Annotated in this window: 20 protein-coding genes; 3 read left to right on the top strand and 17 right to left on the bottom strand. The window is 73.7% G+C overall.

Annotation, left to right across the window (positions count from 1 at the left end; genetic code table 11):
* Position 1 precedes the first annotated feature (1 nt).
* The 14 genes from ABZ404_RS05995 to ABZ404_RS05930 form a co-directional block, all read right to left on the bottom strand.
* On the bottom strand, positions 2-751 hold the full coding sequence (locus ABZ404_RS05995; protein WP_358990163.1) for a hypothetical protein: 750 nt from the start codon (positions 749-751) through the stop codon (positions 2-4).
* A gap of 14 nt (positions 752-765) precedes the next feature.
* Positions 766-1,392: a hypothetical protein gene (locus tag ABZ404_RS05990; protein ID WP_358990160.1), complete on the bottom strand. Its 627-nt coding sequence runs from the start codon at positions 1,390-1,392 to the stop codon at positions 766-768.
* A gap of 18 nt (positions 1,393-1,410) precedes the next feature.
* Positions 1,411-1,986: a hypothetical protein gene (locus tag ABZ404_RS05985; RefSeq protein WP_358835673.1), complete on the bottom strand. Its 576-nt coding sequence runs from the start codon at positions 1,984-1,986 to the stop codon at positions 1,411-1,413.
* 11 nt (positions 1,987-1,997) lie between these two features.
* The gene (locus ABZ404_RS05980) at positions 1,998-2,510 is read right to left on the bottom strand and encodes a hypothetical protein (RefSeq protein ID WP_358835672.1); all 513 of its coding nucleotides are present in this window, start codon (positions 2,508-2,510) and stop codon (positions 1,998-2,000) included.
* Positions 2,511-2,514: 4 nt separating this feature from the next.
* On the bottom strand, positions 2,515-3,819 hold the full coding sequence (locus ABZ404_RS05975) for an MlaD family protein (RefSeq protein ID WP_358835671.1): 1,305 nt from the start codon (positions 3,817-3,819) through the stop codon (positions 2,515-2,517).
* Positions 3,816-4,964: an MCE family protein gene (locus tag ABZ404_RS05970; protein ID WP_358835670.1), complete on the bottom strand. Its 1,149-nt coding sequence runs from the start codon at positions 4,962-4,964 to the stop codon at positions 3,816-3,818. Before ABZ404_RS05970 ends, ABZ404_RS05975 begins: the two co-directional genes overlap by 4 nt.
* A complete protein-coding gene (locus ABZ404_RS05965; protein WP_358835674.1) occupies positions 4,961-5,941 on the bottom strand; it encodes an MCE family protein in 981 nt (326 codons plus the stop codon). The genes ABZ404_RS05970 and ABZ404_RS05965 overlap by 4 nt, the downstream gene beginning before the upstream one ends.
* Before the next feature lie 62 nt (positions 5,942-6,003).
* Complete coding sequence (locus ABZ404_RS05960; RefSeq protein ID WP_358835669.1) at positions 6,004-7,068, bottom strand: MCE family protein; 1,065 nt, start codon at positions 7,066-7,068, stop codon at positions 6,004-6,006.
* Positions 7,065-8,099, bottom strand: a complete 1,035-nt coding sequence (locus ABZ404_RS05955) for an MCE family protein (protein WP_358835668.1) — start codon at positions 8,097-8,099, stop codon at positions 7,065-7,067. The genes ABZ404_RS05960 and ABZ404_RS05955 overlap by 4 nt, the downstream gene beginning before the upstream one ends.
* A 40-nt stretch (positions 8,100-8,139) precedes the next feature.
* The gene (locus ABZ404_RS05950) at positions 8,140-9,456 is read right to left on the bottom strand and encodes an MCE family protein (RefSeq protein ID WP_358835667.1); all 1,317 of its coding nucleotides are present in this window, start codon (positions 9,454-9,456) and stop codon (positions 8,140-8,142) included.
* Positions 9,453-10,322, bottom strand: coding sequence for an ABC transporter permease (locus tag ABZ404_RS05945; RefSeq protein ID WP_358835666.1), 870 nt, complete (start codon positions 10,320-10,322; stop codon positions 9,453-9,455). The genes ABZ404_RS05950 and ABZ404_RS05945 overlap by 4 nt, the downstream gene beginning before the upstream one ends.
* A gap of 1 nt (position 10,323) precedes the next feature.
* The gene (locus ABZ404_RS05940) at positions 10,324-11,142 is read right to left on the bottom strand and encodes an ABC transporter permease (RefSeq protein ID WP_358835665.1); all 819 of its coding nucleotides are present in this window, start codon (positions 11,140-11,142) and stop codon (positions 10,324-10,326) included.
* Positions 11,139-12,179, bottom strand: coding sequence for an ATP-binding cassette domain-containing protein (locus ABZ404_RS05935; protein ID WP_358835664.1), 1,041 nt, complete (start codon positions 12,177-12,179; stop codon positions 11,139-11,141). The genes ABZ404_RS05940 and ABZ404_RS05935 overlap by 4 nt, the downstream gene beginning before the upstream one ends.
* 14 nt (positions 12,180-12,193) lie before the next feature.
* Positions 12,194-13,708 (bottom strand): hypothetical protein, encoded by a 1,515-nt coding sequence (locus tag ABZ404_RS05930; protein ID WP_358835663.1) that lies wholly within the window; start codon positions 13,706-13,708, stop codon positions 12,194-12,196.
* Between the two features lie 776 nt (positions 13,709-14,484).
* Here ABZ404_RS05930 and ABZ404_RS05925 point away from each other — a divergent pair.
* On the top strand, positions 14,485-15,768 hold the full coding sequence (locus ABZ404_RS05925; RefSeq protein ID WP_358990157.1) for a helix-turn-helix domain-containing protein: 1,284 nt from the start codon (positions 14,485-14,487) through the stop codon (positions 15,766-15,768).
* Here the strand turns inward: ABZ404_RS05925 and ABZ404_RS05920 are convergent.
* Positions 15,704-17,608, bottom strand: coding sequence for an AMP-binding protein (locus ABZ404_RS05920; protein WP_358836800.1), 1,905 nt, complete (start codon positions 17,606-17,608; stop codon positions 15,704-15,706). The two genes, ABZ404_RS05925 and ABZ404_RS05920, sit on opposite strands and share 65 nt — an antisense overlap.
* Before the next feature lie 237 nt (positions 17,609-17,845).
* Between ABZ404_RS05920 and ABZ404_RS05915 the strand changes: the two genes are divergently transcribed.
* Positions 17,846-18,844 carry an urea transporter gene (locus ABZ404_RS05915; RefSeq protein WP_358836801.1) on the top strand — a complete coding sequence of 333 codons (999 nt, stop codon included), beginning with the start codon at positions 17,846-17,848 and terminating at the stop codon, positions 18,842-18,844.
* Positions 18,845-18,912: 68 nt separating this feature from the next.
* Entirely contained in the window at positions 18,913-20,991 is a 2,079-nt protein-coding gene (locus ABZ404_RS05910; RefSeq protein ID WP_358836802.1) for an MDR family MFS transporter, read from the top strand.
* 54 nt (positions 20,992-21,045) lie between these two features.
* On the opposite strand, the gene phsA is transcribed toward ABZ404_RS05910, so the two are convergent.
* On the bottom strand, positions 21,046-22,881 hold the full coding sequence (gene phsA / locus ABZ404_RS05905) for an O-aminophenol oxidase PhsA (protein WP_358836803.1): 1,836 nt from the start codon (positions 22,879-22,881) through the stop codon (positions 21,046-21,048).
* Positions 22,882-22,947: 66 nt separating this feature from the next.
* The gene (locus ABZ404_RS05900) at positions 22,948-23,364 is read right to left on the bottom strand and encodes a YchJ family metal-binding protein (protein WP_358836804.1); all 417 of its coding nucleotides are present in this window, start codon (positions 23,362-23,364) and stop codon (positions 22,948-22,950) included.
* Positions 23,365-23,492 lie beyond the last annotated feature (128 nt).

Raw genomic sequence — 23,492 nt, 5'->3', positions numbered from 1 at the left:
CTCACTCCTTGCCCTGGCCGGCCGGGGCCCCTGGGTCCCGCTGGAAGGTGTCGAGGGAGGCGATCCGCCAGATGCCGTCGCGGCGGACCGCGTCGACGGCGAACATGGCGGCGGCGACGGTGGTGCCGCCGCCCTTGCCGGTCCGGGTACTGGCCTGGTCGGCGAAGACCAGGACGCGGGCCCGGTCCCCGTCGACGACCTCGACGCCGCTGTCGGTGACCGTGGTGGTCAGCACGAGTTTCTGCTGGGGTCCCTGCTCGCGGACCGGCCCCATCAGGCCCCGGTACTGCGTGACGGCCGCGCCGGTCAGCCGGCGCGCGGCCGCCGCCTCGGTCCTGGCGGGGTCGGTGTGGTCGTACGAGAAGATCCCCTGCACGGCCTCCTCGACCGCGCCCTTCACCTCGCTGGTCCGGGCGGTGTCGGCCAGCGCGGTGTTGCGGCCGGCGCCGTCCTTCTCGCCGTGTCCGCCCCGGGCGTACGCGAGGACGGAGAACGCGGCGAGCAGCACGGCCAGGGCGGTGAGGGCCGTGGGCCAGGGCGGGAACCGGTTCCCGGCCCCCGGCCGGGTCGCGGGCCGGGGGCCCGGTCGGGTCCTTCCGCGGGCGGTACGCCCGGGGGTGCGTCCGGCCCGGTGCTGTCCGGGCGGGGCGGGTCCCGGATCGGCCGCCCCCGGGCCGGTCGGCCGGGAGGCGGGCGGGCGGGCCGCGGCCAGGCGGCGCTGCCGGTTGACGAGGTGACGGGTGGTCGACATCGCGGGCCTCCGGATCAGCTGCCGCTGGGGGTGGGCGTCCCGGCGGACGGGGTGGTGGAGGGGGCGGACGGGGTGGTGGAGGGGACGGACGGGGTGGTGGAGGGGGCGGCCGCGTCGCCGACCGGGGCCTGGCCCAGCCGGCTGAGTTTCCAGCCCTCCGGGGTGCGGGTGAGTTCGCCCAGCATCCGGCTGTCCTTGGTGCTGGTCCGGTGGTCGGCGGCGACCACGGTGACGCGGGTCGCGACCATCACCCGGGCCCGGCCCGCCCGTTCGTCGAGTTCGGTGACCGCCCCGGAGAGCACCTTGGCGGTGGTCGTGGTCCCGGCCTTCTCGACCTGCTGCGCGAACTGCTTCCTGCTGTCCTTGAGTTCCTTGAGCAGGTCGCCGGTGGCCGACTCCTCCCAGAGGTCGAGGCCATGGGTCAGATCGCCGTGGTCGAGGGTGTTCATGTTCTGCACGCCCTGCTCTCCGGCTTGCAGCACCTCGTCCCTGGTACGGGCGAACGCGGCCCGCTCGTCGTGCGCCTGCGCGTACCAGGAACTGCCCGTCCATACCGCGAACGCGCAGGCCAGCGCCGCCGCGAGCCCGGCCGCGGCCGTCAGCGGCGGCCGTCCGCGCGCCGCCGATGTCCTCCGTGCCATGGCACCTCCCCTCTCGCCCTAACGGGCCTTGATCGCTGTGATCCGCCAGTGGCCGCCCTCACGCGCGGCGGACACCGAGAGCTGTGCGGCCACCGTCGTCGCGCTGCCGCCGCGCCGCACACTGGTCTGGTCGAGGAAGAGCAGCAGCTCCGCGCGGGTGGCCGTGAGCCGGGTCACCCCGGCGCGGATGACCCGGGTGGTGAGCGTCAGCCGCTGTTCCGCCACGCGCCGGCGGACCTGCGCGAAGAGCGCGTCGTACTCCTTCGCCGCCTGCCCGCGCAGAGTTGCGCGCGCGTCGTCGTGGGTGCGGGTCAGGGTGGCCGGGTCGTAGCTGAACACGCGGGCCGCCGCCGTCCCCACCTCCGCGAGCACCTCGTCGGTCGCGGCGCGGTCGGTCAGGGCGCGGTTGGCGGTGGCCGGGGAGTGCCCGGACTGCGCGGCGAGCAGCAGCAGGACGGCGCTCGCCGCCAGCAGGGCCGCGACGAGCAGCGGCAGCAGGAGCAGGGAGCGGCGCGGGCGGCGGGCGGGGGCCCCGTCGTCGGCGGGGGCCCCGTCGTCGGCGGGGGCCGTGGGCTGCTCCTCGGTCGTGGTCATCGCCGCCTCCCTCAGCCCGTCCCGACCGCGACGGCGGTCAGGGAGGTGAGCTTCCAGCCGTGGCCCGTGCGCGCGAGGCCCGCCTCGAAGCGTTTGCGGTCGGTGGCCGGGGCGCCCGTGCGGGGGCGCGCCTCGACGCGTACGGTCGCGATGAGCCGGGCCGTTCCGGAGCGCGTGTCGAGCTCGGTGAGAGCCGCGTCGGTGACCTCGGCGTGGGTCGTGGTGCCCTGCTCCTTGAGGACCTGGGCGCTCTTGGCGCGGGTCGCGCGCAGTTCGTCGCCGAGCGGGCCGGTCGTCGCCTCCAGCCAGCCGGCCAGGTCCGCGTCGACGTCGCGGGCGTCGAGGGAGTTCAGCCGGGCGAGGTGGCGGCGGCCGTCGGCGAGCGCCGCGTCGCGGCTGTGCGCGTACGCGAGATCGGCGTCGCCCCGGGCGCGGGCGTACGTCCACCCGGACACCCCGCACAGGGCCAGGGCGAGCACCAGCCCCAGGGACAGAGCGAGCCGTCGTCCTCTTATGCCTCTCATGCCCTCACTCCCCCAGCCCCAGCAGCCCGGCGAGGTCCGCGGGGCTGCGCGGCGGTACGGAGGGCGCGCCCAGTACGCCCGTTGCCCCGGCGGAGCCCGCCGTCGAACCCGTCGGCGAACCCGACAGCCCCGACAGCCCCGACAGCCCCGACAGCCCCGACAGCCCCGACAGCGAACCCGGTACGGCCGGGGCGGGCACCGGGCTCCTGGGGGCGTTGCCCGAGCCCCGGACGTTCTGGCCGCTCGCGGCCGGGGAGGTGCAGCGCGCCCCGGTGTTGACCCGGGTGCCCGGGGAGGTGTCGAGGCCGTCCCGGTAGGGGGTGCCCTCGTACCCCGTCGTACAGGGCAGGGGCTTGAAGAAGGTGGTGACCATGCCGAAGTCCACGGCGCCCGGGCCGACCGCGCTGGAGCCCGCGGCGGCCACCCGGGGCAGCCGCACCATCAACTCCTCGGTGCCGTGCTGCCGGGTGACCAGGAGTTCGGAGGTGGTGGTCAGATTGGCGAGCAGCACGCTCAGAGCGGGGTCGGTGTCCCGCAGCAGCGCGGTGAACTCCTCGGCGGTGTCCGGTGTTTCCTCGATGACGCGGCGCAGATCGGAGTCGGAGTCCTTCAGACGCCGGGCGAGGGCGCGGGCCCCGGTGGCGAAGGAGGTGAGGGCGCGGGTGCTGTCGGCCTGGGTTCTCAGCACGGTCTCCCCGTCGGTGAGCAGTCGGCCGGTGGCGGGCAGGGCCTGGTCGGCGGCGTTGAGGAACTGGCTGCCCGCGTCCAGGAGCACCTGGAGGTTGGTGCCCTGGTTGGCGAAGGCCTTGCCGAGTTCGTCGACGGCCGTCCGCAGTTCGTCCGTCGGCACCGAGGCGGCCAGGGAGTCGATGCCGGTCAGGAGCCGGGTGATGGGGGCGGGTGTGCTGGTGTCCCGGCGGGCGATGGTGTCGCCGTCGCGGAGGTAGGGGCCGCGGTCGGTGCGGGGGGCGAGGTCGAGGTACTGCTCGCCCACCGCCGAGAGACCGGCCACCTTGGCGTCCAGGTCGGCGGGGATCGGCGGGGTGCCGTCGTCGATGTCGAGGCGCGCCTCCACGCCGTCCCGGGTCAGCGCGATGCCGCGGACCCGGCCGACGTCGACTCCCCGGTAGGTGACGCCGGATCCGGTGAACAGCCCGCCGGTCTCGGCGAGTTGGACGCGCACGGTGTACGAGCCGGGCGCGCCGACGAGGCGTCCGAGGTCCGCGTAGGTCACCGCGATGTAGCCGAGCACCAGCGCGCCGAGCAGCAGGAAGGCGAGGTTCTTGACGTGGGTGCCGAGGGTGATCACCGGGCACCGCCTCCCCCGACGGAGGGCAGCGGCAGGGCGTTCCCGGTCGGTGCGGGCGTGCCGTGCTCGGGCAGGATCATCGTGCCGGGGGCGGCGGCGACCTTGAGGTACACGTTCAGGTAGTCGCCCTTCACGCCGCTCAGCACCTCGTCGGTGAACGGGAAGGTCATCAGGACCTGGAGCGAGGCCGGCAGGTTCCGGCCCGCGTCGGCCAAACCCTTCAGGGTGGGGGCGAGCGCGCGCAGATCGGCCACCAGGTCGGCCCGGGTGCGGTCGACGGTCGCGACGGCCGCCGTGGAGAGCGTGTCGAGGGACCTGAGCATGGTGACGAGCGAGCCGCGCTGGTCGCGGAGGACCGTGAGGCCGGGGCCCAGCCGGTCCAGGACCGTACCGATCCGGGCGTCCCGGCCGGCCACGGTGGACGACAGGCGGTCGAGGGCGCCGAGCGCGTCGGTGAGGTCGCCGCGGTGCGCGTCGAGGTTCTTGGCGAAGGCGGCGATCCGGGAGAGGACGGAGCGGGCCGAGGACTGGCGGCCGTCGAGGGCGCGGTTGAGTTCGCGGGTGATGGTGTTGATCTGCTGGACTCCGCCGCCGTTCAGCAGCATCGACAGGGCGCCGAAGACCTCCTCGACCTCCGCGTTGCGGTTGGTGCGCGCGAGCGGGATGACGGCGCCGTCCGCCAGCGGCGCGAGGTCACGCGGGGCGGAGGCGGCGCGGGGGCCGGTGGTGGTGTCGAGGTCGGGGCGGGGGGCCAGGCCCTGGGGGGCGACGAGCTGGACGTACTTCTCGCCGAGCAGGCTGGACTGCTCCAGGTTGGCGTAGGCGTCGGCGGGCAGGCGCACCTTGGCGTTGACCCGCATGGTCACCCGGGCCAGCCAGTCGTCGCCGCCCACCGTGATCTTCTCGACCCGGCCGACGGGAACGTCGTTGACCTTCACCGCGGACTGGGGGAAGAGACTGGTGACGTCCTTGAAGACGGCGGTGACGCGGTACGGGTGGCTGCCGAGGTCGGCGCCGCCGGGCAGCGGCAGGTCCTGGATGCCCCGGAACGACGGCGGCCCGAGCCCGCCCGGCACGATCGCGAGCCCGGTGACGACGGCCGCCGCGCACAGCGCGAGCCCGGCCCGCGCCGCGCCCCGCCTCATCGCCCGGCCCCCGGTGTGCCGTTCCCGTACGTCTCGGCGGCGGGCAGCGGCAGCACGCCCAGTTCGTTGAGGTCGGCGCGGCCGTCGATGGTGCGGGTGGCCGGGTTGTAGGCGTTCTCCAGGTTGGCGGCGGCCAGCGGCAGGGTGTCCAGTGCCTCGCCCAGGGAGGCGCGCTGGTCGACGAGCGACCGGGTGAGGGTGGCGAGCCGGTCGACCTGCTGCTTGAGCCTGCCCCGGTTGTCGCGGATGAAGGTCTTCACCTGGCCGAGGGCGGTCCCGAGCTGTCGCAGCGCGGCGGCGAGGTCGTCCTTCTCGCCCGCGAGGAAGGTGGTGACGTCGGAGAGCTGCCGCTCGGTGGTGCGGACCGTGCCGTCGTTCTCCTTCAGCATGGTGATGAACGACTGGAGCTGACGCACGGTCCTGACCAGGTCGGCGCTGGAGCCGCCGAGGACCTTGGCGGCGCCGCCGAGCTGCTGGACGGTACGGCCGACGGCGTCGCCGTTGCCCTTGAGGTTCTTGGCGGCGGTGTCGATGAGGCCGGAGAGCGCGCCCTTGCTGTTGGCGCCCTTGGGCCCGAGGGCGTCGACAAGACCGCTGACGCTCCGGGCGAGTTCGTCGACCTCCATGGGGGTCGCGGTCCGCTCGCGCGGGATGACCGCGCCGTCCGCGAGGACCGGTCCGCTGCCGCTGTAGGCGGGGCTGAGCTGCACGAAGCGGCCGGAGACGACGCTGGGGGCGACCACGACCGCCTGGACGAGCTGGGGGATCCGTACGCCCTTGTCCACGCGCAGACTCATCCGCACCCGCGTGCCCTCGGGGCGGATGCGGCCGACGCTGCCGACCCGTACGCCCAGGACGCGCAGGTCCGACCCTTCGTGCACGCCGACCGTCCGGTCGAAGTAGGCGGTGAGGCGCAGCGAGCCGTCGTCGCCCAGGACGCGCACGGCGACGGCCGAGACGGTGGCCGCGACCAGCAGGACGAGGGTGACGCCGAGGACGAGGACCCTGCGCGCCGGGGGCAGCGTGATGCGTGGAGGTCTCAACTGCCGCTCCCCTTCGCCGGTTTCGGTGGCATGCAGCCCCGGGGCGGTGTGGTGCCCGGGGGCAGGTACGTCTTGGGGACGAGGCCGCACAGATAGCTGTCCATCCAGTGGCCGTTGCCGAGGGTGTTGCCGACCAGCCGGTAGTACGGGCCCGCCTGCGCCAGGATGCGGTCGAGGCTCGCCTTGTTCCTGGAGAGCACGGCCGTGACGCGGCCCAGTGAGTCGAGCGCGGGGCCGAGCCTGGCCCGGTTGTCCGCGACGACGCCGCCGAGCTGGACGCTCAGGTCCTGCGCGCCGGTGAGCAGTCCGTGGATGGCGTCCCTGCGGTAGCCGACCTCGGCGAGGAGACGTCCGCCCTCGGTGAGCAGGTCGCGCACCCGGTCCTTCTTTCCGTCCAGGGTTCTGGTGACCTGGTCGGTGCCCTTGAGGAGCCGGGTGATCTGCTCGTCGCGGCTCGCGATGGCCAGCGACAGATCGGCCAGACCGGTGACCGCCCGGTGGACGTTCGGCGGGGTGCTCCGGAAGGTGGCTTCGAGCGTCTCGAAGCTCTTGGCGAGGGTGCGCGTGTCGAGTTCCCCGACCGTCTCGCCCAGTCCGCCGAGTGCGTCGAGCACGTCGTACGGGGAGGTCGTGCGGGTGATCGGGATGCGCCGGTGCGGGTCCTGGGCGCCGGTGCCGCGCGGGTCGACCGCGAGGTATTTGGAGCCGAGGAGCGTCCTGATGGCGATGCCGACGGTGCTGGCGTCGCCGACCCAGGCGTCCTTGACGGTGAAGTCCACCTTCACCTTGGGCCCGTCGAGCCCGACCGCCTTGACCTCGCCGACCTTCACGCCCGCGATCCGGACCTCGTCGCCGGGGTGCAGTCCGGCCGACTCCTTGAAGTCGGCGGTGTAGCGGGTGCCGCCGCCGACGAAGGGCAGCGCCTCGACGTCGTAGACGAGCAGTCCGACAAGGGCCATGGTGAGCAGCCCGACGACGGCGATCGCCACGGGGTGCCGTTCGGCCAGGGGTCTGCGGGCGGGCTTCGGGGGGCGTCGGCCACGGACGCGTACGGGGGTCATCGGCGGCACCTCTGGTCCTTGAGCGCGAGGCCGGTGGGGGGCGGGCTGCCGTCGTCGGTGGTGACGCCGGTGACCCTCGCCTCGCAGAGGTAGAGGTTGAGCCAGCTGCCGTACGAGGCGGCGCGGGTCAGGGCCCGCATCTTGGCGGGGGTGCGGCGCAGGAACTCCTCCAGCAGCGGGCCGTTGTCGGCGAGGGTGGCGGAGACCCGGCCGAGCTGGTCGACGCTCTCGCGCAGCGGCTCTCTGCCCTCGGTCAGCAGTCCCGCGGTGCTGGTGGTCAGCGCCGCCAGTGAGCTGACCGCCCGCCCGATGGGCCTGCGGTCGCCGGAGAGGCCCGAGACCAGCTCGTCGAGGGTGTCGATGAGGCCGGTGAGCCGGCTCTCGCGGGTGTTGACGGTCCGCAGCACGGTGGTGAGGTTGTCGACGACCGATCCGATCACCGCGTCCTTCGCGGCCAGCGTGCTGGTGACCGACCCGATGCTGGTGACCAGGCTGTCCACGGTGGGGCCCTCGCCCTGGAGGACCTGGACGACCGAGCCGGCCAGCTTGTTGGTCTCGGCCGGGGAGAGCCCCTGGAAGAGCGGCTGGAAACCGTTGAAGAGCTGGGTGAGGTCGAGGGCGGGCGAGGTGCGGCGCGGCGGGATCGTCCCGCCCGGCCGCAGCGGCGGCTCTCCGACCGGGCCGGTGCCGCGCTCCAGCGCGACATAGCGCTGGCCGACCATGTTGAGGTACTTGATCGCCGCGGTGCTGGAGGCGGGCAGGGTCCGGCCCCGCCGGACGGAGAACCGCACCTGCGCGTACCGGCGTTGGACGATCTCGACGGACTCGACCTGCCCGACCTCGACGCCCGCGATACGGACCGAGTCGCCCTCGCCGAGCCCGGTGGCGTCGGTGAACCACGCCTTGTACGTGTCCTTGCCGCCCACGTCCGTGTCGCTGATGCTCAGGGCGAGCACGGCGGTGGCCACCACGGTGACCAGGACGAAGACCGCCGACTTGATCAGCGGCCCGGTGAGGGGCGCGCGGCTCACCTCGTCCTCACCTCCGTCCTCCTCCCGTTGGTCTCCGCGTTCACCGCAGCCTCACGTCCGTGCCGCGCAGCACCGGTCCCGCGAGCACGCTCGACCAGTCGGGCAGGGTGTCCGGGGTCCGCCTCTCGCCGGCCGCGAGCACCTCGTTCACCAGGGTGTTCTCCTGCGGCGAGTTGGCGACGCCGAGGCCGCCGCCGACCGTCGCGAGGGGCGCGGCGGCGCTGGTGGGGGCCCGCCCGGACGCCGGGCCGCCGCCGTAGGGCACCGGGTAGCAGGCGGGGCCGCCGGTGGCGGTGTAGCGCGGGGTGTCGTGGCCGGGCCGGTAGGCGCCCCGGTCCGGGACGACCGTCACGTCCACGTGCAGCCCCGGCTCGTCGGTGCCCTTGCCCAGCGCCCGGTCCATGGCGGGGACGAAGTCGGCCAGGGTCTTGAGGGTGCAGGGGAAGGCGGGCGCGTACCGGCCGAAGATCTGGAGGGAGGGGCGGCTCGCGGCCGTGACCCGGATGAGGTTGTCGCGGTTCTGCCGGATCCAGGTGGTGAGGTCCCTCGACGAGGTGGTCACCGATCCGTACACCGCCGCCAGTCGCCGTTGCTCGGCGGCGAGGGTGGCGCTGGTGGTGGTCGCGTCGTAGAGCGCGTCGACGATGTCGGGCGCCGCCCGCGCGTACCCCTCACCGACCCGGACGAACTCCTTGACGTCCCGGTTGAGCACGGGCAGCAGCGGGTTGAACTCGCCCAGATAGCCGTCGAGTTGCTCCAGGGTGGCGCCGAGCCGGTCGCCGCGTCCGCGCAGCGCGTCCGCGACCGCCGTCAGCGTCGCCGACAGCTTCTGCGGCTGTACGGCGGTGAGCACGGGCAGCAGGTGGTCGAGCGCCGTCTCCAGCTCGACGGCGTTGCGGCTGCGGTCCTTGGGGATGACGCTGCCGGGGGCCAGCGCCCGCGCGGAGGGCCGCGCGGGCGGTACGAGCGCCACATAGCGCTGGCCGAAGAGTGTGGTGGGCAGCAGCTGGGCCGACACGTCCGAGGGCACCCGGCGCAGTTGCCCCGGTTTCATGGCGAGGGTGAGCCGGGCGGTCCCGCCGTCGGTGTCGATCTTCTCGACCCGGCCGATCACCACCCCCCGCAGCTTCACGTCCGCCTGCGGCCGCATCTCGTCCCCGACCGCACCGGCCTCCACGACCACGCGGGCCGTGTCCTCGAAGTCGTGGTGGTAGAAGGCGAGCGACAGCCAGACCAGGGGCACCGGCAGCAGCAGGTAGAGCAGCCCGGCCAGTCTGCGGCGGCGGGCGAGCACGGTGTCCGCCGGGCGCGCCTTCACCGGAGCCCTGGCCGGCCTCTGCCGCACGGGCGCGCTCATCCCGCCACCTTCACCGTGGTCGTGGCGCCCCACAGCGCCAGGCTGAGGAAGAAGTCGGCGACGCTGATCAGCACGATCGCGGTCCGCACCGACCGGCCCACGGCCACGCCGACGCCGGCCGGGCCGCCCGTGGCGCGGTAGCCGTAGTAGCAGTGCGCCATGAGCACCAGGACGCTGAAGACCAGCACCTTGAGGAAGGAGAGCAATACGTCGGTGGGGGCGAGGAAGAGGTGAAAGTAGTGGTCGTAGGTGCCCGTGGACTGGTTGTTGAAGAGGACGGTCACCATCCGGGACGCCAGGAACGACCCCAGCAGCCCGATCCCGTACAGCGGGACGATGGCGACCGTGCCCGCCACGATCCGCGTCGAGACGAGGTACGGCAGGGGCCGTACGCCCATGCTCTCCAGCGCGTCGACCTCCTCGTTGATGCGCATCGCGCCGAGCTGCGCGGTGAAACCGGCGCCCACCGTGGTGGAGAGGGAGAGCGCGGCGACCAGCGGGGCGATCTCGCGGGTGTTGAAGTACGCGGAGACGAACCCGGTGAAGGCGTCGGTGCCGATCTGGCTGAGCGCCGCGTACCCCTGGAGGCCGACGACGGTCCCGGTGAAGACGGTGATGCCGATCATCACGCCGACCGTGCCGCCGATGACGCCCAGACCGCCGCTGCCGAAGGTGACCTCGGCGAACAGGCGCTGGACCTCCTTGGGGTAGCGGCGGACCGCGCGCGGGATCCACAGCAGGGCGCGGACGTAGAAGAGGAGTTCGTCGCCGGGACGGTCCAGCCACGCCAGCCATCTGCTGGGCTCGCGCGGGCCGGGTCCGGTGTCCTCGCGGGCGCGGCCCCGGGCCCGGTCCAGGAGCGCCATGTCAGAGCCCCTTCGCCGGGACGAGCCGCAGGTACAGGGCCGTCAGGACCATGTTGACGAAGAAGAGGATCAGGAAGGTGAAGACGACGGACTGGTTGACGGCGTCGCCCACACCCTTCGGGCCGCCCTTGGGGTTCAGTCCCCGGTAGGCGGCGACCACTCCGGCGATGAACCCGAAGAGCACCGCCTTGAGTTCCCCGATGAGCAGATCGGAGAGCTGGGCGAGCGCGGAGAAACTGGCGAGGTAGGCGCCCGGGGTGCCGTGCTGCACGATCACCGCGAAGAAGTAGCCGCCGAGCGTCCCGACCACCGAGACCAGGCCGTTGAGCAGCAGCCCGACCGACATCACCGCCAGGACCCGGGGGACCACGAGCCGCTGCACCGGGGAGACGCCCATGACCTCCATGGCCTGGAGCTCCTCGCGGATCGTCCGCGCGCCCAGGTCCGCGCAGATCGCCGAGCCCGCGACCCCGGAGATCAGCAGGGACACGATCAGCGGGCTCGCCTGCTGGACCAGGACGAGCACGCTCGCGCCCCCGGTGAAGGACTGGGCGCCGAACTGCTGGATGAGCGCGCCCACTTGGAGGGCGATGACCGCGCCGAACGGGATCGTCACCAGCATCGCGGGCAGGATGGTGACGCTGGCGATGAACCAGAACTGCTCGACGAACTCCCGCGCCTGGAACGGCCGCCGGAAGGTCAGCCGTACGACGGTGAGGCCCAGCGCGAAGAGCCTGCCGGTCTCGCGCAGCGGGTGGAGGACGCGCAGCGGCGGCCGGGGCGGCGGCGCGACGGGTCCGGACTCGGTGGGGGCGCTCATCGCAGTCCCCCGCCCTCGTAGGTGTGCAGGGGCCTGGTCCGTACGAGCGTGGTGTCGAGGCCGCCGGGCGGCGCGCCCCGCAGGTCGGCCTCGACGGCCGCGCGGGCGGCGGGCGCCAGCTCGTCGAGGAGCGTGCGCACCCGGGCCCGGCGGCGCTGGACCGCGCGGCGCGGCGGCAGGCCGGGGGTGGGCTGGAGCTGCGGGGCGAGGGTGCGCCGGGCGGCCGGACCGGGGGCCGGGGCGTGCGCGGCCTCCTCGGCGAGGGTCGCCCGGTCCTTCTCCTCCGACATGCCGATGGGTCCGGCCCTGCGCCCGTTGAGGAACTGCTCGACGACCGGCTCGTCGCTGGTCAGCAGCACCTCGCGGGGGCCGAAGGCGACCAGCTCGCGGCAGAACAGCATCCCCATGTTGTCGGGGACGGTGGTGGCGATGTCGATGTTGTGGGTGACGATCAGCATGGTCGCGTCGAGCTGGGTGTTGATGTCGATGAGGAGCTGGGAGAGGTAGGAGGTGCGGACCGGGTCGAGGCCGGAGTCCGGCTCGTCGCAGAGGATGATCTGCGGATCCAGGACGAGCGCCCGGGCGAGCCCGGCCCGTTTGCGCATCCCTCCGGAGATCTCGCCCGGCAGCTTCCGCTCGGCGCCCACCAGCCCCACCACCTCCATGCGCTCCATGACGATCCGGCGGATCTCCGACTCCTTCTTCCTGGTGTGCTCGCGCAGCGGGAAGGCGATGTTGTCGAAGAGGCTCATCGAGCCGAAGAGCGCGCCGTCCTGGAAGAGCAGCCCGAAGAGCTTGCGCGCCTCGTAGACGTCCCGCTCGCGGCTGTTGGCCATGTCGACGCCGTCGACCAGGACCCGGCCCCGGTCCGGCCGGAGCAGTCCCACGATCGCCTTCAGGAACACCGTCTTGCCGGTGCCGGAGGGGCCGAGCATCACACTGATCTCCCCGGCCGGCAGGGTGAGGGTGACGTCCTGCCAGATGGTCTGCCGTCCGAAGGCCTTGGTGAGCCCCTCGACGACCACGTCGATTCCCATGGCTTCGCGGCTCCTCAGCGCGGGGGCAGTTCGGGGACGGGCGGGGCGCTCCCGGCGCCCGCGAGCTGCCCCTGCCGGATGCGGACGGCGTTGTCCGGACCGGAGAGGGCGGCGGTGAACAGCGGCGACAGGTCCTCGCCCCGGTTGCCGCAGCCGGCGAAGGGCGGGATGGTGATCCGGCCGTCGAGGATGCCGCCGGTCAGGAAGTTGTACGCGCCGCTCAGGACGGTGTCGAACGGCCGCACGGTGCGGCAGCGCGGCCCCACGTCCAGCGGTACGCCGTTGACGGTCACATCGTGGACGCGCAGGTACTGCCGGTAGGCGATGGTGGTGGTGAACGTCTCGCCGCGCCGGACGTTGACGACGGTCACCGGGTCCGGTTCGAAGGTGACCTGCGCGCTGGTGGGCTGGAAGCCGAAGGTGAGGAAGGTGGAGGAGGCGTCGGGGAAGCGCAGCAGCCCCACCGAGTCCGACTCGTCGTAGTCGGGGGCGCTGACCGTGCGCTTGCCGAGGTTGAGGTGCATCGGGCCGGGGGTGCCGTGCGGATCGTTGACGACCATCGCGCTGCCGAGCTTGTGGACGGTGGCGTACCCCACGGCCACCACGCAGAGCGAGGCGCCCAGCCGGCCCTCGACGGCGCCGGGCGGTGGCTTCGGCAGCCGGCTCGGGTCGAGCTCCCCGGCGGGCGGGTCGGCCGGGCAGACGGGTGCGGGGGCGAGCGGCGCGGGGCCGACCTGGATCGCGGCCCCGCCGGGCCGCGTGCCGGGGGCGGTGGAAGGCGTCGTGGGGACGGAGGTGGATGCGGGGTCGGTGCGCGGGGCCGTGGGCTCGCTCACCGTCCAGGCGGCGAGCCGGGGGCCCGGCGGGTTCGCGGGGGTGCACCGCAGCTCCAACGGCGCGGCGGCGACGGGGGGTTGGGCGGCAGCGGGCGACGCGGCGGGCGGCGGGGCCGGGGCGGGGGCCGGGGTCGACGGGGGTACGGACGAGGGGGCAGGGGCCGGTCCCGAAGGGGAGGCGGGCGCGGTCACCGACTGGAGGAGCAGCGTCAACTCCCGTGCGCCCAGCACCACTTCGCCCGCCCTTCCCACCGTGATCGCCGGTACCTCGCCCGTGAACACCGGCCGCAGCCCGTCGCCCCCCGGGGTGACCGACGCGGTGAGCCCCGCCCAGTCGGCGTGGGCCGTCGCCCCGCTATGGGCGACCTCCACGGCCAGCCGGGCGGTTCCGGTGACCGCCGTGGTGCCCGGGGGAAGGAGCGCGGCGGCCACCTCGGGGGTCAGCTCGGGGCGTACGGAGAACCGCTCGGTGCGCAGCGGCTGGCCGGGGCGGCCGTTCGTCGGATGGGCGCCGAGGAAGCCCACGGTGACGGCCCGGCGAACGGGGCCCGCCCCGCAGTCGTAAACGGCCTCGACAGCCGTCTCCCGATTCCGCGCAATTGTCCCCGATGCCGGAACAAGACCGAGGAGAAGCACGATGGCGCCGAGCGCGGCGGTGATAGCGGCACCACGCCGGTCGAATGCACCGCCCATGGCTTGGCTCCTGTGAATTGGGGTTCTGCGGGCGCCGGGAACGGCCGATGTCGCCGTGACGTTACGTACGGGTAACCCCGTGCCGCAATACCGCTTCCGCGCGAATCTCCGGTCTCCGCGCCCGTCGGCGTTTATTTGTCACCGGCGCCACAATTCCGGGTGCCCGCCTTGTCAACGGCGGCACAGAACCGGGGCGCGCGCGGAACCGGGAGGCATGAGGATCCGGAAGGCATGGGGAGCCCGGCCGCAGGCGACAGCGGGGCCCCGCTGTCCGGGGGGACGGACCGCGGGGCCCCGCCTGGATCCGCAGCCCTGGGGCGTGGGCCGCGCCACCGGGGAGCGGGCGGTGGCCCGCCGTGAGGGGGCGGCGAGTGCCGTCCGCCCCGGGGCACCCAGGACGCTACGCGCGCGGAATCGGGGCGTGCAATACCCGACGGCCGAATCCGGCCGCCCGGTCTTCCGCCCGCCACGCGCACGCACGTTATTGCGCCTCGGCGGCCCGCGCCCGGAAATTCGTCCGCGGGTCAACGTTTTCAGCCGTGTTCCGGCCGTCCCATTGCCCCTTCCGCGCCGGGGCGAGCATCTTTGTGTCCGGCCGCAACGAGAACCCGTCACGGGGCACACATTTCCCCCGTACGTACGGGTGCCCTCGGGAGCGGGCTGGTCTATGTTGCAGATGTTGTGAGTTGACGTCGGCCCCGCAGAAGGCCCACGGTGCGTCGCCCACCCGAGCCGAACGTCGAGCCGTACGTCCCGGCCAGTGAAAGGGACAGCGCATGCCGAACGCCCTCCACGCATCGGCCTCCTCGGAGCAGCTGGGTCCGATCCCCCGGGAGCTCGCCACCATCATGTGGCCAGAACTCCCCGCACTGCTCGACGAGATCAAGACTGAGGTCGTCCGCGCGTACCCGGAGTTCGCGGAGGTCTTCGCGGGCCCGCACGGGCGGTTCGTGCACGCGGCGATCGAGCAGAGCCTGACCATCTTCGTGGACCAGGTGGTACGGCCCTCGGTGCCGTCGCCGCTGCGGGACGAGATGATCCGTACGTTCGGCCGGTTCGCCGCCTCCCGGGGCGGCAGCCTGGACACCCTGCGCGGCACCTTCCGGGTCGGCGCCCGGGTCGCGCTGCGCCACACCAAGAAGCTGGGCAAGCGCTACAACCTCTCCCCCGTCTTCATGCTCTCCTTCGCGGACACCCTCTTCGCGTACATGGACCAGTTGGAGGCGCTGGCCAGCGAGGGCTACCTCCAGGCCAGATCGTCGGCCGAGGACAACCAGGACGAGCTGCGCAGGAAGATCCTGCGGCTGATCGCCTCCGGCAGCGGCACCCCCCGGGCCACCCTGGTCGAGCTGGCCGAACGGGCGGGCTGGCAGCTCCCCGAGGAACTGACCCTGGTCGCGCTGAGCGCCGGCGCCCACCCCGCCCGCACCGCCCTGCACGGCGACGTGCTCATGGACCTCGGGGACCCGCAGCCGTATCTGCTGGTGCCGGGCGCCCTCCACGCGGAGCGCCAGGCGTCCCTCGTCCAGGCGCTCGGCGGGGCGCGCGCGGCGGCCGGGCCCACGGTGGGGCCGGCCGGGGCGGCCGATTCCCTGCGCTGGGCCCGCCAGGCGCTCGGCCTCGCGCTGGCCGGGGTCATCACCGAGGAGCCGGTGGTGCACACCGCGGACCACCTGGTCACACTGCTGCTGATGTCGGACCCGGCGCTCGTGGAGCTGCTGGCGGCCCGGGAACTGGCCCCGCTCCAGGGCCATACGGAGACCCGCCGCGAGCGGCTGACCGAGACCCTGCGGGCGTGGCTCGCCACCCGGGGCACCGCCGCCCAGATCGGCGAGGTGCTGCACATCCACCCGCAGACCGTCCGCTACCGCATGCGCAATCTCGACGCGGCCTTCGGCCCCCGGCTGGCCGACCCGGAGCGCCGTTTCGCCACCGAGATCGTGCTGCGCGCGATGCGGCTGCGCGAGCGGGCCGACCCCTTACCGGGCTCCTCGGTCACCTCCGCGCGTACAGCTCCTCGATCTCGCGGGCGTACGCGGCGGCCACCGCCCGCCGCCTGACCTTCAGGGACGGGGTCAGCAACCCGTTCTCCTCGGTGAACTCCCCCGCCACCAGCCGGAACCGGCGGATCGACTCGGCCCGCGAGACCGCCGCGTTGGCGTGGTCCACGGCCTTCTGGACGTCCGCGACGAGCTCCTCGTCGTCGACCAGGTCGGCGACCGGGGTGTCCACCGGCCGCCCGCGCACGGCCAGCCAGTGGTCCAGCGCCTGCGGGTCGAGGGTGACCAGCGCGGCGACGTACGGACGGTTGTCGCCGACGACCACGCACTGGCCGACCGGCGGACGGCCGCGCAGCCGGTCCTCCAGGACGCTGGGCGAGACATTCTTGCCGCCGGAGGTGACCAGGATGTCCTTCTTGCGGCCGGTGATGGTGAGGTAGCCGTCGGCGTCGAAGCGGCCGAGGTCGCCGGTGGCGAACCAGCCGCCGTTCAGGACGGCCTCGGTGGCGGCCGTGTCGTTCCAGTACCCGCCGAACACGATCGGCCCCTTGACCAGCACCTCCCCGTCGTCCGCGATCCGTACCGCGGTTCCGGGCACGGGCAGCCCGACCGTGCCGGGGCGCGGGCCGAGCGGCGGGGTGATGACGGCGGCGGCGGAGGTCTCGGTGAGCCCGTAGCCCTCGTGGACGAGGATGCCGGCGGCGTAGAAGAACAGGCTCAGCTCGCGGTCGAGGGGCGAGCCGCCGCTGATGGCGTGCCGCAGCCGGCCGCCCAGCTCCTTGCGGACCCGGCGGTAGACCAGCAGGTCGTAGAGCGCCCAGGAGAGCCGGAGTCCGGGGCCGGGGCCCTTCCCCCTGCCCAGGAGGCGGTCGAGGGACGCCTCGCCGTAGCGTACGGCGGTCCGGTGGGCGCGGTCGAAGGAGGCGGCACGGCCCATGCGCTCGGCGGTGGCCCGCCCGGTGTCGTGGATCTTCTCGAAGAGATAGGGCACACCGACGATGAAGGTGGGCCTGAACTCCCTCAGCTGCGGGCGCAGTTCCTCGGGCTTGACGCTGGGCCAGTGCCCTATCTCGATGCGGGCCAGCAGACAGCCGATCTGGAGGCTGCGGCCGAGGATGTGGGCGAGCGGCAGGAAGAGCAGGGTGGAGGCGGGCCGGCCACCTGCCGACTTGAAGACGGGGTGGGCGAGCTCGGCGGTGTTGGCGGCCTCGGTGTAGAGGTTGCCGTGGGTGAGCACACAGCCCTTCGGCCTGCCGGTGGTGCCGGAGGTGTAGCAGAGCGTCGCCAGGGTGTCGGGGCCGACCGCGGCACGCCGCTTGTCGAGCTCCTCGTCGCTCACGCCCCGCCCGCTGACGGCGAGTTCGGCGAGCGCCCCGTCGTCGATGACGAGGACCCGGCGGCCCTCGGTGGCCGCGCCGGCCGTCCGCACCTCGGCCCCGCTCTCCGCGATCAGCATCCCCGCCCCGGAGTCGGCGAGGATCCAGTCGATCTGCTCGGCCGAGGAGGTGGCGTAGACGGGCACGCTCACCCCGCCCGCCGCCCAGATCGCGAAGTCCAGGACGGCCCACTCATAGCGGGTGCGCGACATCAGGGCGACGCGCCCGCCGGGTTCGAGCCCGGAGGCCATCAAACCCTTGGCGGTGTCGGCGACTTCGCGGGCGAACGCGGCGGCGGTGACCGGCTGCCAGCGCCCGCCGCGCCTGCGGCGCAGCGCCACCGCGTCCGGTGCCTCGGCGGCGTTGGCGAACGGGATGTCGGCGACGCTGCCCGTCCCGGGCGCGGCGAGCGGGGCGACCCGCACCTCGCGCACCTCACCGCCCTCGCGCACCAGCTCCACCCGGGCAGGGCCGGTGGGTTCACCGCGCCGGACGGCCGTCCTCAGGTCTTTCCGTACGCCCATGCGTCGACTCCTCTGCTCGGCTCGGGGCGGAGTGGTACGGAGTGCTTGTCGGTGGTACGAGAGATGACTGACCCGCCAACTTACCCTCGCGTAACCAGAAATCAATCCCACCGGATCCACCGAGCCGGACCGGCGATCGTGGGAGGTTCCGACCAGGGCGCACCTCTTGCCCCGGCCCGCCCCGCCCCCCGTACAGTGCCCTGGGCCGTCCGGGCCCCGGGACGGGAGGGACGAGGAGTGGGGCAGGAGCGCGCCGCGCGGTGGCGGCGGTTCGCCGTTCACGTCCTGCGGGGGCAGGCCCAGGTGGACTTCGTGCCGAGCGCGGTGACCGGGGCGGTGTTCTCCGTCGGGCTCTTCGTGGCGGGCTGGCACTACGGGCTGTACGGGCTGCTCGGCACCGCCGTCGGCACCGCCACCGCCCGGCTCCTGGGCGTCGAGCGGGCCAGGATCACCGCCGGACTCGAAGGGTTCAACGCCTGTCTGGTCGCCCTCTGCTGCGCGGTCGGCCTGGGACCGGGGCACCCGTCCACCGCGCTGCTCGCGGCCGGCGGCTGCGCGGTGGTGACCGTGGTCGCCGCGGCCACCGCCACCGTGCTGCGCACCTGGGGCCTGCCGCCGCTGACGCTGCCCTTCTGTCTGACGGCGAGCGCGCTGACGCTCGCGGCGCCGGGCTTCCGCGGGGTGTGGCACCAGGGCGATGGCCCGGCCGCGCTCGCCCGTGCCGCCGAGGGCCCGGCCGCGCCGGGGGCGGGCGAGGTGGTGCACGGCTTCTTCGCCAACGTCGCCCAGATCTTCCTGGTGCCCCAGTGGTACGTGGGGCTGATCTTCCTCGCCGGGATCTTCCTGGCCGACCGGCTCGCGGGCGCGATGGCCTGCGCGGGCAGCGCCGTCGGCGTCCTCACGGCCTGGGCGCTGGGGGCCCCGGCGGAGCGGATCGCGGACGGCACGGCGGGGTACAACGCGGTGCTGGTGGCCATGGCCCTGTGCGGGGCGCTGCTCGCCCCCGACCGGTTCAGCCTCGGCTTCGCGGTGGCCGGGGCGGCGGTCGCGACGGTCCTCGGCCCGGCGCTGGGCGCCCTGCTGGCCCCGGCCGGAGGGCAGGCGCTGACCTGGCCGTTCGTCCTGACCACCCTGATGTTCCTGGCGGCGGTCCCGGCGCTGCCGAGGCTGCGGTGCGCGAGGGTGGCGGCGCCCGTCGCGAGGCCGGACGCGACCGGCGCGGCCGTCCCCGGCTGAGCCTCCCGCGCCCACCCGTACGGCCCGCACCGCGTGCGTCCCACCTGCGAGGGTGTGAGGGTGCCCGTGTGAGCACAGCCAGCGAGACCGCGCCCCCGGCAGCCTCCGCGCCGCCCGTGCTGGACGTCCGCCGGCGGAACATCGTGTTCGCCACGATCATGCTCGGGATGCTGCTGGCCGCGCTGGACCAGACGATCGTGGGCACCGCGCTGCCGACGATCGTCTCCGACCTCGGCGGCGCCGCGCACATGTCCTGGGTGGTCACCTCCTACCTCCTCGCGGAGACCGTCGCGACGGCGCTCGTCGGCAAGTTCGGCGACCTGTTCGGCCGCAAGGTGGTCTTCCAGGTCTCGGCGGTCGTCTTCATCACCGGCTCGTTCCTGTGCGGCCTGGCGACCAACATGTCGCTGCTCATCGCCTGGCGGGCGCTCCAGGGCATCGGCGCCGGCGGTCTGATGGTCACCTCGATGGCGCTGATCGCGGACGTCATCCCACTGCGCGAGCGCGGCAAGTACCAGGGCGCGATCGGCGCGGTGTTCGGCGTCTCCACGGTCATCGGGCCGCTGCTGGGCGGCCTCTTCACCGACCATCTGACCTGGCGCTGGGCGTTCTACGTGAACGTGCCCATCGCGGTCCTGGTGGTGGTCGCCGCCGCCCGCACCATCCCCTCCGTCCGCTCGGTCGCCAAGCCGGTCATCGACTACCTGGGCATCGGGCTCGTCGCGGCCGGGGCGAGCGCCCTGATCCTGGCGACGAGCTGGGGCGGCAACGAGTACGCCTGGTCCTCGCCGGTCATCCTCGTCCTCTTCGCGGGCGGTGTGGCAGCGCTGGCCCTGTTCTGCTGGGCGGAGACCCGGGCCGCCCAGCCGATGCTGCCGATGCGGCTGTTCCGCAACCCCGTCTTCACGGTCTGCTCCGTCCTCAGCTTCATCGTCGGCTTCGCGATGCTGGGCGCGATGACGTTCCTGCCGACCTACCTCCAGTACGTGGACGGCGACTCCGCGACCGTCTCGGGCGTGCGCACCCTGCCGATGGTGATCGGCCTGCTGATCGCCTCGGTGTTCAGCGGCACCGTGGTGAGCAGGACCGGGCAGTACCGGATCTTCCCCATCGCGGGCGCCCTGGTGATGGGCGTGGGGCTCTATCTGCTCTCGCTGATGGGCCCGGACAGCGGCGCCTGGCTGGAGTCCCTGTACATGTTCGTCCTCGGCGTCGGCATCGGCCTGTGCATGCAGGTCCTCACCATCGCCGTGCAGAACACCGTCGACTACGCCGACCTCGGCACCGCCACCTCCGGGGTGACCTTCTTCCGTACGCTGGGCAGCTCCTTCGGCACGGCGGTCTTCGGCACCATCTACGCCAACACCCTCAAGCCCAACCTGGCGGACGGGATCGCCGCCGCCGCGCGGGCGGGCGGGGCCGACCCGGCGGCGCTCGCCCGGGCCGCGCAGTCGCCCGAGGGCCTGAAGTCGCTGCCCCCGGCGGCCGCCGAGCCGATCGTCCAGGCGTACGCGGACTCCCTGCACACGGTGTTCCTGTGGACCGTGCCGGTGGCGGCCGCCGGCTTCCTCGTGGCGCTCTTCCTCAAGCAGGTCGAGCTGCGCGACTCGGCCCGCTCCTCCTCCACCGACATGGGCGAGGGCTTCGCACAGCCGTCGGCCGGCGACTCGCAGAAGCTCCTGGAGCTGTCCGTCGGCAAGATCGTGCGCAGCGCGGGCCCCGACACCGCGCGCGAGATCGTGGCCCGCTCCGACACGCGGCTCGACATGGCGGGCGCCTGGGCGGTGATGCAGGTGGAGCTCTTCACCAGGATGGTCGGGCACGCCCGCCTCGGCCTGATCGCGGGCCGCCGCCATCTGCCGCCGGAGGTGCTGGTGCCGGTCTTCCAGCGGATGGTCGACGAGGGGTTCCTGACCCGCGAGGGCGCCTACTTCTCGCTCACCGGGGCGGGCCGCCGCGAGGTCGACACGATCAGCGCGTCCTGGTCGGACTGGCTCAACGAGCAGTTGGAGCGGGACCGGGGGCGCCCGCGCAGCGCGGAGCTGCGGGCCGCCGCCGACACCATCGCCAAGCGGCTGCTCGCCGAGGACCTGGCGAGCGGCCTGCCCCCGGCCGACCGCGAGACGGTGGGCGCGGCCAGGCCCTGACCCGGCCGCACCCCGGCCCCGTTGCCCGCCCCCAGAAGGAGCAGCCGCCGTGCCTCAGCCCGTGTGCCCTCCGTGGCCGTCGTGGCCGCCGTGCCCGCCCGCGTGGTCGAACTTGAGCGCCTCGGCGGGCGCGACCACGAACGGCCGCATCATGCCCATGTCCTCGTGTTCCAGCAGATGGCAGTGGTACATGAACCGCCCGTACGCCCCGTCGAAGCGGCCGAGCACCCGCACCAGCTGCCCCGCCGGGACCCGGAAGACGTCCTTGAAGCCGCGCTCGTTGGGCGCCAGCGGGATCACGCGGCCCGCGTCGTAGGCAACCGGCGCCCGGGTGCCGCCGAGCTTCTGGTCGAACCCGTCCACGGTGTACGCGTCACGGCCCATCAGCTGGAAGTCGGCCAGATGGATGTGCATCGGGTGGACGGGCCCGCCGAGGTTGAGGAAGCTCCACTGCTCGAAGGCGCCCTCGGCGAGAGTGAACCCGAGGCCGTCGTTGAAGGTCCGGGCGATGCGCCGGTAGGTCTTCACCGTGCCGTCGGCGCCCCGCAGCCGGATCACGCCGTCCGTCGGCTCGGCGGGGGCGTCGGTCACCTCCGCCATCTCCCAGATCTCCGGGTGGCCGCCGCCGCCCACGGTGCCGGGCGGGGTGAGCACGACCAGGCGGTGGCCGTGGTGCAGCTGCCCGTGCTCGTACCGCCGGAAGGAGCCGGAGAGCACCTGCGGCAGCACGAAGCCGTCGTGCTCGTGGCACGCGCGGACGCGGAATTCCATGACGTGCGGGTAGCGGACGTTGTTCACCGGGTCGGGCACCCCGGCGGGCTTGCCCGCGCCCTTGTTGACCAGGCGCAGCCGGCGGCCGGCCAGCTCCCGGAAGTCGATGAGCAGGTCCATGCGCTCGGCGGGGGCGACGGTCAGCGCGGGCAGTGCCGCGTCGAAGCCGATCGGCACCGGGGCGGGCAGCAGTCCGCCGTCGCTGCCGATCTGGTGGAGCACCCCCGGCACCGGGTTGTCGTCCTCGTCGAGGAGCACCAGGTCGTAGATGCGGGCGTTGGAGGCGTTGACGAGCCGGAAGCGGTACCAGGCGGCGTCGGTGTCGAGGTGGGGCCAGATGACGCCGTTGACCGTGGTGAAGGGGCCGGTGAAGGGGGCCGAGACCGGCCGGCCCGTCTCGGCGTTCTTCGGGTCGACGACGATCGTCTTGTGCAGCAGCCGCCCATCGAGGCGTCCGTCCTCGTCGGTGTCGAGGTTGCGGTCGACGAGGATCAGCGGGATCTCCCGCTTGCCGTGCGGCAGCCGCAGCGCGTCCTCCTCCTCGTCGCGCACCAGATACGTGCCGACGAGTCCGGCGTAGACGTTGAACCGGGTGATGTTCATGGCGTGGTCGTGGTACCACCACTGCACGGCCTGGTGGTCGTTGGGGTACTCGGCGAGCTGGGCGTCGCCCTCGCCCACCGCGTTGTCGGCCCAGCCGTCGTTGCCGCCGCCGGTCTGGGCGCCGTGCAGATGCGTCACGGTCCAGGCGGGCAGCGCCGCCACGTCCGCGCTGGGCTCGGCGTCCCCGCGGCCGGGCTCGGAGGTCGCGGGCGGGGTGCCCTGCGGGCGCAGCGGCACCTCGACGGCGGTGACGGGGTACGCGCTGCCGCGCGGCACCCGGTTGGTCCAGGCAATCCTGACGCGCTCCCCGCGCCGCACCTCGATGGTGGGGCCGGGCACGGTGCCGTCGTACCCCCACATCAGGGTCGGCGGCAGCTGGCTGTGCAGGCGTACCCAGGTGGGGCGCACGGCGATCTCGGTCTCCCGGCGCACCTCGCCCCGGGCGGGGCGCAGCACCTTCGGGACGGGTAAGCGATCGGTGTACGGGACGAGTTCGTCCCCGGCGATGTCGGACATGTTCTCCCCCTGATCCCGGCCATCGCGGCCGTTCACGGGAAAAGACGCCGAAAGCCGCGATCCGGTTCAGCCCGTGAAGACCGCGTCCAGATACACCCAGGCACCGTCGTACCGGACGAATCGGCTCCGCTCGTGCAGCGAGCCCTCGCCGCCGCCCTCGGTGTAGTGGGCCCGGAAGGTGACCTCGCCGGTGGTGTGGAAGGCGGTGCCGTCCTTGGTGTCCAGGATCTCCAGCCGGGTCCAGCGCATCCCGGGGTCGAAGTCGACGGCGGCGGGCCGCTGGTCGGGGTGCCAGGTCCGCAGCAGGTACGGCTCGTCGTGGACCGCGAAGGCGCTGAAGCGGGAGCGCATCAGGGCCTCGGCGGTGGGCGCGGCCTGCCCGGCGTGGTAGCGCCCGCAGCACTCGGCGTACGGGGCGGGGAGCCCGCAGGGGCACGCCCGGGGCGTCTCGGGGCGGGCGGGGCGGGGGGTGCGTCGGGCCATGCCCCTATCTGACCACACGCGCGCCGCCGCCTCCGCGCGGCCGCACGTGGCACGACGGACCCCGGCCGCACCGGGCGCGCGCCCGGGGAACACGAGGCTCGATTGTCTCTTCCAGGCTGACCGCCGCG

The sequence above is a fragment of the Streptomyces sp. NPDC005878 genome, assembly GCF_040629815.1.
GTDB lineage: Bacteria > Actinomycetota > Actinomycetes > Streptomycetales > Streptomycetaceae > Streptomyces.
This window is presented reverse-complemented; position numbering and strand designations above follow the sequence as displayed.